8 protein-coding genes are annotated in these 12,056 nt (G+C 52.4%); 2 read left to right on the forward strand and 6 right to left on the reverse strand.

Annotation, left to right across the window (positions count from 1 at the left end; genetic code table 11):
• Position 1: 1 nt before the first annotated feature.
• The 4 genes from CGC65_RS19745 to CGC65_RS19760 are packed head-to-tail and all read right to left on the reverse strand — an operon-like array spanning position 2 to position 5,313.
• Positions 2 to 2,203, reverse strand: coding sequence for an alpha-galactosidase (locus CGC65_RS19745; protein WP_002565117.1), 2,202 nt, complete (start codon positions 2,201 to 2,203; stop codon positions 2 to 4).
• Between the two features lie 54 nt (positions 2,204 to 2,257).
• Positions 2,258 to 3,091, reverse strand: coding sequence for a carbohydrate ABC transporter permease (locus CGC65_RS19750; RefSeq protein ID WP_002565118.1), 834 nt, complete (start codon positions 3,089 to 3,091; stop codon positions 2,258 to 2,260).
• A gap of 14 nt (positions 3,092 to 3,105) precedes the next feature.
• Positions 3,106 to 3,987 carry a carbohydrate ABC transporter permease gene (locus CGC65_RS19755; RefSeq protein ID WP_002565119.1) on the reverse strand — a complete coding sequence of 294 codons (882 nt, stop codon included), beginning with the start codon at positions 3,985 to 3,987 and terminating at the stop codon, positions 3,106 to 3,108.
• Between the two features lie 24 nt (positions 3,988 to 4,011).
• Positions 4,012 to 5,313 (reverse strand): ABC transporter substrate-binding protein, encoded by a 1,302-nt coding sequence (locus tag CGC65_RS19760; RefSeq protein ID WP_002565120.1) that lies wholly within the window; start codon positions 5,311 to 5,313, stop codon positions 4,012 to 4,014.
• Positions 5,314 to 5,534: 221 nt separating this feature from the next.
• Here CGC65_RS19760 and CGC65_RS19765 point away from each other — a divergent pair, with 221 nt between their 5' ends.
• Positions 5,535 to 6,392 carry an AraC family transcriptional regulator gene (locus CGC65_RS19765; protein ID WP_002565121.1) on the forward strand — a complete coding sequence of 286 codons (858 nt, stop codon included), beginning with the start codon at positions 5,535 to 5,537 and terminating at the stop codon, positions 6,390 to 6,392.
• 56 nt (positions 6,393 to 6,448) lie between these two features.
• On the opposite strand, the gene CGC65_RS19770 is transcribed toward CGC65_RS19765, so the two are convergent.
• Positions 6,449 to 9,145: a sensor domain-containing phosphodiesterase gene (locus CGC65_RS19770; RefSeq protein ID WP_002565122.1), complete on the reverse strand. Its 2,697-nt coding sequence runs from the start codon at positions 9,143 to 9,145 to the stop codon at positions 6,449 to 6,451.
• A gap of 174 nt (positions 9,146 to 9,319) precedes the next feature.
• Here CGC65_RS19770 and CGC65_RS19775 point away from each other — a divergent pair, with 174 nt between their 5' ends.
• Positions 9,320 to 10,567, forward strand: coding sequence for a RelA/SpoT domain-containing protein (locus CGC65_RS19775; RefSeq protein WP_002565123.1), 1,248 nt, complete (start codon positions 9,320 to 9,322; stop codon positions 10,565 to 10,567).
• Positions 10,568 to 10,667: 100 nt separating this feature from the next.
• Here the strand turns inward: CGC65_RS19775 and CGC65_RS19780 are convergent, their stop codons facing one another.
• Positions 10,668 to 11,681: an aromatic acid exporter family protein gene (locus CGC65_RS19780; protein ID WP_002565124.1), complete on the reverse strand. Its 1,014-nt coding sequence runs from the start codon at positions 11,679 to 11,681 to the stop codon at positions 10,668 to 10,670.
• Positions 11,682 to 12,056: the final 375 nt, after the last annotated feature.

A 12,056-nucleotide genomic window follows, 5' to 3' on the forward strand; every position in this document is an offset into this window, starting at 1 on the left:
TTCATATCCTCCTTAAATGTACCTGGAACGCCTGGTATTCCCCTGTCCCGGACGGAATGGGGATTCCGGCCGACATAAGGCCTGCTCCCGGATATTCGGTCCCTGTATCCTCATCCCTGTACATGGCCTCGGGATCCAGCCCCTCCATAGGAATATACAATGACAGCGGATTGCCGTGGGTCTCCAGAGCAACTGTATTTAACAGCGCCTCCCCCTTATCCTCACTCACAAAGAGCCATGCGGCCGCTTCCCTGTCCTCAAAGGGATTCGTCAGCCGGTAATACGCCCCGTCATGAATCAGATGCCAGTATTTATGGTACGCGTCTATCTGCTCCCTCACGCAATTCTTGTCTTCTTCCGATATGGCGCTTAAATTCAGCTCATATCCAAAACTTCCCGCCATGGCAACCACTCCCCTGGTTTTCATGGGCGTAATTCTGCCTGTCTGGTGGTTTGGCACTGCTGATACATGGGAACCCACTGCGCTGATTGGGTAGCCAAAGGAAGTTCCGTACTGAATCCGGATGCGGTCCACCGCATCGGTGTTGTCACTGCACCAGATTTGGGGCGTGTAATACAGCATGCCTGCGTCAAAACGCCCGCCGCCGCCGCTGCACCCCTCAATCAGAAGGTCCGGATAGCGCTTTGTCAGACGCTCCAGGAAGTCATAGAGTCCCAGCATATACCGGTACAAAATACTGCCCGGACTGTCTCCACCCGCCATTTTACCTGCCGCGGAATATACGTCCGCTATGCTGCGGTTCATATCCCATTTCAGATACTCTATATGGGCGCTGTCAAGGACCCGGCAGATACTGTCAAAAATATAATCCGCCACCTCTTTTCTTGAAAAATCCAGCACCAGCTGGCTTCTGCCCCGGACCGGCTTTCTTCCGGGCACAGCAAAGGCCCAGTCCGGATGTTCCCTGTAAAGACTGCTGTCCTCAGACACCATCTCCGGCTCCATCCAGATTCCGAATTTCATTCCCAGGCCGTTAATCCGGCTAACCAGGCTGCCCAGGGAACCGCCCAGCTTTTTTACGTTTACCTGCCAGTCTCCCAGACCGGAGCAATCCGAATCCCGCTTTCCGAACCATCCGTCGTCCAGCACCATCATTTCCACGCCCAGTTCCTTTGCCTGTCTTGCGATGTCCAGTATCTTTTCCCCGGTAAAATCAAAGTAGGTGGCTTCCCAGTTGTTGATCAGCACAGGCCGGGGAATGGTCTTGTACTTTCCCCTGCAAAGGCTGCGGCGCATGGCCTTATGGATGCTGCGCGACAATGTACCCAGCCCATGGCTGCTGTACCCCATGATAACCTCAGGCCCAAAGAAAATCTCCCCAGGTTTAAGCTCATAGGAAAACATCTCATCCTGAAGCCCCATAGACATCCTGGTCTGACCGTACTGGTCCGTCTCCGCCTCTGCCTTAAAGGCCCCGCTGTACACAAAGGACATGCTGTAACAGGGGCCATGGTTTTCGGTTGTCTCCCGTCCTGCCAGTATCAGAAATGGATTATACTGGTGGCTGGAAGTCCCTCTGCGGCTTCCTATGACCTGGGCGCCGTGGCACAGGGCGGTTCTCTGGAAATTGCGCTCCATTGCGTGGCGTCCGTAAAACTGAATCAGATCGTATTCCCCGTGAAGGAAGTCCAGACATGCACTGTATACCCGTTTCAGGGCTGCCGGGCCATTCCCTTCATTTTTCACACAGACTGCCCTGGTAATAATGTCGTATCCGGGGAATACGCCGTAGAGCAACGTAACCGCCAGTCCGCTGACCTGGTCTGTCAGGTGTATCTTAAGGCTCTCTGCGTCCTCCAGGCCCTCCCCATACATAGAAGGAAGGCCTGGAAGGCTGTATTTCCCTTTGCTTATTTCATATCCTCCATAGCGCAGATTCAGCCCATAGGATTTGTCAGCCTGTTCCACTGCAAGGGCAGGGCTTCTGAAGTCCCCTGAGCCCTGATATGGATATTCCTGGGGAAGGGCGTCCAGGGAATAGGTTCTGTCATCACCTGCCTCATATGGATTGGGTGAGAACCCCCGGTCCCCAAAGGTAAGCAGATATTCCATGGAGCCCTCTGTCCTGTCCCCGTAGTACAGGTGAAGCAGATTCCCATAGGAATCTGCCTTCATCTGATATGTGGAGTGGTCCGTGTGAAGGGTGAATATCCTTCCATTTTCCTGATACTGTATTGCCATGTGTCATCCTCCGTCTCTGTTATCCGTCTCTGTTTTCTATCTTTATCTCCATCTCTATTTTCCGCCTGTCATTGCAATTCCTTCTATAAACTGCTTCTGGAATACCAGATACAGAATCACCATGGGAACCATAGCCAGGACAGAGCCTGCCATCAGCACCGGATAATTGGTGGTGAACTGCCCTCTCAGGGTAGAAAGACCGGCAGACAAGGTCATCATGTTCAGATCCGTGTTGGCAATCAGAGGCCACATCAGATCTGCATAAGCGAACACTGCAGTGAAGATGGTAAGGGCAGCCATGCTGGCCTTGGTCAGAGGCATCATGACCTTGGTAAAGGTCTGCCACTTGGTGCAGCCGTCCAGGTATGCGGCCTCCCCCAGCTCATCCGGAATGCCCATGTAAGCCTGCCTGAGGAAAAAGGTGCCGAACGCGCTGACTAACCCCGGAAATACCAGCGCAAACATGCTGTTTGTCAGTCCCATTCTGGCTAACATCTGGTACTGGGGAATAATAAATATCTGGGACGGCAGCATCATCTGTACAATCACCAGGGAGAACAAAAGATTCTTTCCCCTGAATTTAAGCTTTGCAAATGCGAACCCGGCTGCTGAGGAAAACGCCACCGCGCAGAGCACCCGAAACAGAATCAGCAGCGCCGTATTCACATACAATTTCATAAAGGGCAGGGAGGCGATGGCTCGCAGGTAGTTCTCCTTCATCCACTGCTTCGGCAGGATGGTCGGCGGAATCTGTACGCTCTCCCCTGCCGACTTAAAGCTGGTGAACACCATCCATATAAACGGGAATATCATAAGCAGGGCTCCCGCTCCCAGGGCCGCATACACAAGGGCGGTATTAATACTGCGGTTTGTCTCCAATGATTTCATATTTTCCCTCCATCCTAAACTTCATAGTTGACCCACTTCTTCTGTCCCCAGAACTGCAGAGCTGTCACGGCTCCTATAAGCAGTACGGTCCACACAACAATGGCGGAAGCATACCCACGGTTTCCTGCCACAAAGGACTCACGGTAAAAGAGATACATCAGTGACTGGGCGTTTGTAAGGGCCGGATTGGTCTGGTCCACCATCATGTAAATCAGGTCGTACACCTTAAGGGATGCCATGAGCCGCATGATTAACACCACAAAGAGGGTGGGCGACACCATGGGAAGCGTAATCTTAAAAAACTGCTGTATTTTGGAAGCCCCGTCCAGGCTGGCGGCCTCATAGTAGCTCTTTGATATGTTCTGTATTCCTGACAGCAGCAGAACCGCGTCATATCCCACGGCGCTCCAGACTGCCACCACCGCACAGGCCGGAAGCACCAGCTTGGGGTTGGTCAGCCAGTTTATCCTGCTTCCGATGATCTGGTTGATAATGCCGTACTCTGCGTTGAAAATCCATTTCCACACCATGGCTATGGCTGCCGGCGCAACCACCATGGGCAGGAAATAAATGGCTCTGAAAGCAGCCTTTGCCCGAATCTTCGCATTGAGCAGCACAGCGGTCAGCAGGGAAAGGAAAATTCCCAGGGGCACGGTCAGAATACAGAAGTAAATGGAATTCCAGGTGGCCTTCCAAAACTCCTTGTTCCCAAACATCTGCACATAATTTTCCACTCCGCTGACCTCATAGTACCCAAAGGGATGGGTGGTGGAAAAGCTCAGTACCAGGGTCTGCAGGAACGGATACACGTTCAGCACAATCAGACCTATTATCGTAGGGGCAATGAGCAGATAGCCCCATTTTGCATCCTCTGTCAAATATTGTTTCTTACCCATCATTCTCCTCCAGTCCTGCCATCATTACGGCGCCTTTGCTTCATCCACCAGTTTCTGCATATCCTCCAGTCCCTGGTCCAGACTCAGCTCACCGCTGTATATCTTTAACAGCAGGTCGTTAATCTGGGTTTTCCAGTTGGGTCTGGATGCATTGTTGACGCTCTGTACACCATAAGGAAACATATCCACGCATTTTTGGACATCCAATTTGTAGTCATATTGGTCAAAGGCGCTTATCCACGTATCCTCCAGCCCCTTGTAGGCCGGTATGGCTGCGCCTGACAGCCCCTGGACCCTCTGTCCTTCCTCGGAACCTGCAAATTTCAGGAAATCCCTTGCATATTCCAGCTTCTTTCCCTTGGCTCCGGTGGAATAACACAGGCCGTTGGATATGGTGGCTCTGCCGTCTCCCCGGACCGGGTCCGGGCACTTGGGAAGCACGGCCACATCCCATTTTCCGATCATCTCCTTGTTATTCTCCATAAAGGAAATAAGGTTCCAGTTTCCCTCCAGGTACATGGCCCCCTGCTCTGACATGAATGCGTTGCCCGGAGCCGTCTCAGCAAAATAGTTCTGGTCAGGGCACCACGGCTCCTTCTGAAGACCGATATAAAATTCCATGGCCTTCCTTGTGCCGGAATCCAGAAACCCTGCCCTGGTCTTATCCTCGTTCAGTATGTAACCTCCTGCCTGGTATACGAAATTCCAGTATCCCAGCTGCTCATCCGCATATGCCATATATCCGTATTTTCCGGTTCTTTCATAAATCTGAGCCGAAGCCGATGTAAGGTCATCCCACGTCCAGGACTCATCAGGGTAAGCCACCCCTGCCGCATCAAACATCTCTTTGTTATATACCAGGCAGACCGTATCCTTATCCTTGGGAACCCCATACATCCGCCCGTCGGAGCCCCTGGCATTTGCCAGCGAAATATCTGAAAAATGGCTGGTATAATAATCCGGCTCCACATCGTCATATAAATCCGTCACATCCTCCAGTTTTCCATAGTCCGCATATTTAAGAATCTGATTGGTGTGCATCCAGAAGATGTCCGGCAGCTGTCCTGATTCTGCCGCCGCATCCAGCTTGGTCCAGTACTCATCCCAGCTGGTAACCTGAACCTGGATTTCCACCTCCGGGTTCTTATCCATATAAGCCCTGGCTACTGCTTCCATACCGCCTCTCTGGGCATTGTCCCAAATCTGGAAGTTCAGATGCACCAATCCATCCGAGGCCCTTGTTCCGGAGCCGCATCCTCCAAGCAAAGCTGCCCCCAGCACGGCTGCGGCCGCTGTGAGAATTCCCTTTCTGAACGTTTTAAGCATAATATACCCCCTGTCATCCCTGTTCCTTCTATTCTAAAACCATCCAATTTGTCGCCTTCATTCCATCCGGATTTCTTTGATAACTACATGATATCATGGGTTTTAAGGCAGGTAAATATTCTGTTTACACAAAAAATATACCCAAATGCTATTTTTATACCTATAACTTGATATAGGCTGGCATTTGGGTATATAATGATTAAAAAGGGGGTTTTCAGGCAATGAGCAATGTACTGTTTTCTATATTTCCCAACGAGCGCTTCGTGGATTTGGGGTTATATCAATACGGCTGGGAACAGTGTGAACCGCTGCACTCTTATGGTCCCTATGCCAGAAACCACTATCTGTTCCACTACTGCATATCCGGCACAGGCACCCTCATATCCACGGATTCCAAAGGGGAATCCCACACCTACCAGATTAAAAGCGGGGAAGGGTTCCTGATTTATCCCAAGCAGATCAACACCTACTTTGCGGACAAGAACCATCCATGGGAGTATACCTGGGTGGAATTTGACGGCCTCCGCGTTAAGGAAGCTCTGGAGCTGGCAGGACTGACCATGGATGCCCCTGTATACCATTCCAACGCCCGTGACCTAAGCCTGGAACTGAAAAATGAAATGCTCTACATTGCCAGGCACTCCGACCAGTCGCCCTTCCACCTGATTGGCCACCTTTATCTGTTCCTGGACTATCTGACCCGCTCCTCTGCCTCCCGCAGGCTGTTAAAGACAGGCCGTCTCCAGGACTTTTATATCCGTGAGGCCACATCCTTCATTGAGCAGAACTTCCAGAACGACATATCGGTGGAGGACATTGCCGCCTTCTGCAATCTGAACCGCAGCTACTTCGGCAAAATCTTCCGCGACGCAGTGGGTAAGAGTCCTCAGGAATTTCTTATCAGCTACCGCATGACCAAGGCCGCCGAACTGCTAAAGCTTACGGAGCTGAGCATAAACGACATCAGCAATGCTGTGGGTTATCCCAACCAGCTCCATTTTTCCCGCGCCTTTAAAAAAACATACGGCATCCCGCCCCGCCAGTGGCGCCAGGAAAACAAGATGGCTCCGGCCACCTAGGGCCAGGAGTATTTACTGCCGTATCATATACAGACATATGGTATACAGCCGTATACTTACAGATACTTCTCCTCATACTCCTCCACGGGTATGGGCCTGCTGAACAGGTATCCCTGGGCTGTCTCCACCCCGCAGGTACGAAGCACGGACATCTGCTCCTCTGTCTCGATTCCCTCTGCCACCACCCGGATTCCCATTTTTTTGCAGATTCCCGCTATGGACTCAATGATGGCCTGGGCCTTGGGGTTATTGACCATGTCGTCCACCATGGTCTTATCTAATTTGAGCACGTCGAATTCCACTGAGGATAACAGGGACAGATTCACATACTCTGTTCCAAAATCATCCAGGGCAACTGTAAATCCTGCCTGGCGCAGTTTCCCTATGAGCTCCTTTAAGTCGATTTCCGGCGCGTTCCGTATGCTCTCTGTTATCTCGATTTCCAGCAGTCCCGGAGAGATTCCATATTTATCACACAGCTTCACCAGCTGTTCCACAAAGGAGGGCTGGGCCAGTGAAAACCTGGAAAAGTTCACTGAAACAGGAAATGCCTGCTTCTCCCGGTCAGCCCACTCCTTTACCTTGGAACAGATAAATTCAAAGACAAAGAAGTCCACCTGGCTGATGGTCTGGGCTTCCTCCAGAAGGGGCAGGAAATTGCCCGGCAGCACCATGGACCCTTCCTTGGACTGATATCGTATCAGCGCCTCTGCCCCCACCGCGGACCGGTCCGCAGAGGAAACCTTTGGCTGCACATAGACCACGAAATGATTCTTTCCCAGTTCGTCTGCCAGTACCTCCGGGTTGGACAGATTGATTACCTCGTCGCTCTGGTGCCTGTAGCGCCGGGACACAGGACTCCGGCGGTAAAATTCTTTCTTATCCTCATACATCCTTGCATCTGCATCCGCAATGATTTGGGACAAATCATCGCTTCCCTCTGCCCAGCGGCTGCCCACAGCTGCCCTGCATATGGAATCCCGCTCAAAATTCTTCCTGAGCAGCTCCACCTTTTCTTCAAATACTTCCTTGCTCCATTCCCGGCAGATGATGACAAATTCATCCCCGCCGATTCGGTAGAAATCAGCTCCATCAAACGTCTCCCGCATCCTCCTGGCGCATTCCACCAGTACCTTATCTCCAAATGCGTGGCCTCTCAAATCATTGATATCCTTCAGGCCGTTGACATCCAGATATACAATGCCCACCGGGGAATCCGTAACTCTCAGGTTATCCGTATCGGCAGTATACCGGTTGCGGTTGTAGAAGGAGGTCAGGGTGTCATGATAGCTGAGCCTGTTTAATTCCTTTTCATTCTCATCCCTGCGGTAGGACAGCATAAGAAAATAACCCAGTGTGCGCAGAAGTGGGCCGATATTGACCAGCTGTTCCAAAGGAGGATTATCCACTCCAATGGCACCGCAGAAATGACCGTCCCGTTCCAGAGGCGCCGCCACCAGACTGGTGATCCCCTGGGCCGTTAAAATCTCATACTCATTTCTGTAGTCCTCCTTCAGATCCTGCACATCCTCTAACACCATACATTCCTGCCTGTCAAAGATTTTAAGCCAGCGGTCGATGAATTCCAGAGGCAGACCCTGCAGCATATCCATCTGGGATTCCACGCCCTCGGCGCACCACTCGTATTCATTGTACAGCTTGCCGTCCCTCAGCATGAATACATAAGACCGGTCCGCGTTCATGAACCGCCCCAGTTTATCAAGGATAACGGGAAGCATCTCCCCGATGCCCCTGTCTTCATAAAGGCTGCGCACACAGTCCACCAGCATATCCTCTGCGCGAAGGGCAAACTTAAGACTTTGTTTCTCCTTTTCCGCTTCCGTCACGTCAAAGGCAATCTCCAGGCGGGCCGGTCTGTCATTCCATTCGATCAGGCGGTCCTTTAACAGATAATGGCGGCCTGTTATGGGGTTGGTATTCTCCCATGTGACAATATTATCGTAATCCGTAAAATGCTCACTGCAGAACGGACATGGCTCACTGCGTCCGTGGAATACCTCATAACAGCGCTTTCCTTCAATGGAATCCAGATGAAAATTCCTCATTCCGGCCTCGTTCAGAAAAAGCAGCTCATGGGTCTCCACGTCAGAGACATACATCATCTCGGATATATCGTTGAGGGGCGCGCGAAGCGTATCCCACATACGGTCCAGACGCTGCTTCTGCTGCCGGTTGGCATTTTCCTTTTCCCGTATGACGGCCTGCATCTTATCCTGCCTGCGCTCCTGCCATACCAGGATTCCCCACACACCCATGGCCCCAAGTATCAGAATTCCGAATCCCCTGCTGGTACGGTTCACCTGTTTCTCAGTATACTGCTCCGCCGCTGTCACGGTTGTATCCGCCAGCTGGAAATAATGCTCGCTGAGTTCAAACAGCTCTTCTGAATCCTTCCCCTGCCTCACCAGCATGATTTCTTCCTTAAGCACCTGCCACTGGTCCTCCATGGATGCCAGCAGCTCCTGGTAGGCCTGATCATTCAAACGGATGAGGCGGTTTTCCCCCACCCCGGTGGCCAGCTCCTCCATAATGCCGTCCAAACGCGCAATAAGGGCGTCATCCGCCCGCCCTTTCAATTCTTCCTTTACAAGGCGTTGGGTGGCGCCTCTGACAACACCTGTATAGTTGATAACCCTGGCATTTCCCTGGAGATTGTGTATGGACACAAGGGACAGGCCTCCCAGTCCCACCAGGGACAGGAAAAGAACAATGGGAATCAGTCTTTTCTTCATACGTACCATCCTTCATAACCGGATGCTCTCCGGCACTTTCATATCTTAAGTATAACACTTAATTTCATTAAATCCAGCAGGATTTTACTATTTATTCTAATTGTTACCACAGGGGTGACTTCCTTCTGAAAATGTTATATAATATTGGGTATCAAAGCAATGCGGAGAACAGATATGGATTTAATCAACCAGTTCATAGAGAATTACAAGAAAAAGATGAACTTTTATGAAACAGCCGGCCGGATGGCTGCCCGGCAGTTAGAGAGCGCCCTTCAGGCAGCCGGTATACGGGCCATCGTGACCTCCCGCGCAAAAGCCCCGGGGCGTCTGAAAAGCAAGGTCCTCATACGCAATTCCAGGCGGGCGGTCCCCTATAAAAACATGCGTGAAATATACGAGGATATCGCAGATCTGTGCGGTGTCAGGGTGTCACTGTACTTCCCCGGTGACCGCGACAAGGCGGACAGCCTTATCAACGACCTTTTCACCCTTCTGGAGACCAAGCAGTTTCCGGAACAGTCCAAGGCGCCTTCTTATAATAAGCGTTTTTCCGGTTACTGGGCCAACCACTACCGGGCTCATATGAGGGAGGAATCCCTGGACCGTTCCCAGAAAAAGTATACCACGGCCCGCATTGAGATACAGGTGGCTTCGGTCCTTATGCACGCCTGGTCCGAGGTGGAGCACGATCTGGTCTACAAGCCCCTGCAGGGAACCCTGTCCGATGAGGAGCTGGCGATTCTGGACGAGCTGAACGGCCTGGTCCTTGCCGGGGAAATTGCCCTGGAGCGCTTGCAGAACGCGGGCAATGAGCGCATACGGAACAAAAATGCAGAGTTCGGTTCCCAGTACGAGCTGGCTTCCTACCTGTATAATTATCTCAGCAACAATTTCCGTCCCGAGGACATAGAGCTGCGCATGGGGAATATTGAGCTGCTGTTCAAACTCAGCAGCCGCCTGAAAATAAACAGCGTAAAAGAGCTGGAGCCAGTACTCAAATCCGTGAAATTCGAGAAGGACCGGCGCAACATTTCCCAGCAGATCATTGACCAGATGATTACGGGCAGTGAAAAGCGTTACCATATTTACCAGGAGCTGCGGGCCGGCCAGGACGGCATAGGCGAGGACGAGCGCCATGCTGTGGAATATTTTTTCAGCCAGTGGGTTCCCCTGGAACAGCTGCTTAACCGCGTCTCCTCCAAAAACTCCCCCAAGGTGCGGGGAGCCTTCAATATCAACATCCTGAAGCGGCTGAATCTGCTGGACAAGGAGTGCATCAACCAGATTGTATCCCTGCGCAAGATCCGCAATGTGCTGATTCACGATATTGAAATTCCGGAAGCAGATTATATCAACCGGCAGGGAGACGAAGCCCAGTCCCTGTTCCACAAGCTGTCGGAGCAGTTTGCCGCCCCGGCTTAAGATCAAAGGTTACTTAAACCGGTTGCTTTTGGCGTTTTTCGTGGATGGTAATGGGGCACAGGCATCCGGGGCGGGCCATGGCGGCGGGCACAGGCCGTCATCATCCCCTCCCCCAGAACCTGCGGATTTCATCCCGGCTCAGCCCCAGCGCAAACTCCTTTTTCAGCACCAGGAACTGTTCCAGTTCCAGCAGACCCAGGTACAGTAAGGCCCGGCTCTCAAATTCCTGCCTGCGGACAGGAAGAGGCTGGGCCTTCATTTGTAATTTCACCTGTTCGAGCTCATCCAGCAATCCCAGGGCATTGTTCCTTTCATGGAAGGAACCGCTTACAGATTGAAGCAGGTCCGCCACCACCAGCGCCTGGTCCGGTGTGGACTCCATTCTTGAAAAGCAGTCCCGCATCCTGCAAAGGATGGCAAACTGGTTCTTCCTCAGCCCCATATAGGCAAGATAATAGCGTGTGTCCGCCAAAAGACTGTTCTCCATCCCCTCGTAGGCTCTGCGTTCGCCCTGCTCCAATGCCTGCCCCAATGCCTGTTCCAGGGCCTGAAACCCGCGGCCGTCCGGCTGCTCCCCATTCTCTCCCGGTGTTTCCAGCTCTGATGCCATCCGGCTCAGCAGGCTGATGAACGTTTCTTCAATCTCCCCCTGTGCAGAGCGTATGGCTGTCTCCGATCCGGGAATATACAGGTTGAGCACAACGCCCACTCCCGTGCCCACAAACAGCAGAAGGGCTTCATTGGCAATATCCGCCATTCCCATGGATCCCTCAGCCAGAATATGGGTCATCAGGACCGTGTTCACGGATATCCCCTCCTGTATGCCCCATTTCATACACAGCGGGGTAAACATCAGAAGAAAAATCCCCATTGCCAAAGGCCGGTACCCTGCCAATGCAAAGGATACCGGCCCCAGGACCATTGCCGCCAGGAAAGCCAGAAACCGCCTGCCTGTAACCCGTATGGTTTCCCGCTTCGTATCCTGGATACTGAGCAGGGTAATCACACCGGCAGAGGAGCTGTATCTAAGGCCCAGCGCCTGGGCAGCCGCCATGGCCAGCATGCTTCCCACGGCTATTTTTAGGATTTTAAGTAAACGGCCGTACCTGTGCATATACACCTCCCGGTCACTTTATGACCCCCATTGTCTGTCATTATCTGTCATTGTCTCCCAATTGACCGGCATCCATACAAGCCAGGGACGGACGAGGCCGGCTGCCAGACCGGCTTATACCCCGCCGGAATGCTCTGCCAGCTTATGCTCTGCCGGAATGCTCCGCCAGATAAGCATCCAGTATGGCCGCTGCCAGTCCAACCAGCGCCTTGCAGGGGCGCGACTGGTAGTAGGCTTCGGTCCTGTCAGACGGTATGAAGCTGTCCTTTCCCGTTCCCTCCAGGCCCAGAAGTTCCCGGCACAGCAGCGTTCCCGTCCTCTCCTTTTGCGGCTGTCATGTCCTGACACCCCTGTTCCTGCCGGACAGCAGAGAAC

It is taken from the genome of Enterocloster bolteae (genome assembly GCF_002234575.2).
GTDB lineage: Bacteria > Bacillota > Clostridia > Lachnospirales > Lachnospiraceae > Enterocloster > Enterocloster bolteae.

What these genes read in the sequence shown, in the direction of transcription:
- CGC65_RS19745 (WP_002565117.1), bottom strand. Translation starts at nt 2,203, where the DNA reads ATGGCAATACAGTATCAGGAAAATGGAAGGATATTCACCCTTCACACG.
- CGC65_RS19750 (WP_002565118.1), bottom strand. Translation starts at nt 3,091, where the DNA reads ATGAAATCATTGGAGACAAACCGCAGTATTAATACCGCCCTTGTGTAT.
- CGC65_RS19755 (WP_002565119.1), bottom strand. Translation starts at nt 3,987, where the DNA reads ATGGGTAAGAAACAATATTTGACAGAGGATGCAAAATGGGGCTATCTG.
- CGC65_RS19760 (WP_002565120.1), bottom strand. Translation starts at nt 5,313, where the DNA reads ATGCTTAAAACGTTCAGAAAGGGAATTCTCACAGCGGCCGCAGCCGTG.
- CGC65_RS19765 (WP_002565121.1), top strand. Translation starts at nt 5,535, where the DNA reads ATGAGCAATGTACTGTTTTCTATATTTCCCAACGAGCGCTTCGTGGAT.
- CGC65_RS19770 (WP_002565122.1), bottom strand. Translation starts at nt 9,145, where the DNA reads ATGAAGAAAAGACTGATTCCCATTGTTCTTTTCCTGTCCCTGGTGGGA.
- CGC65_RS19775 (WP_002565123.1), top strand. Translation starts at nt 9,320, where the DNA reads ATGGATTTAATCAACCAGTTCATAGAGAATTACAAGAAAAAGATGAAC.
- CGC65_RS19780 (WP_002565124.1), bottom strand. Translation starts at nt 11,681, where the DNA reads ATGCACAGGTACGGCCGTTTACTTAAAATCCTAAAAATAGCCGTGGGA.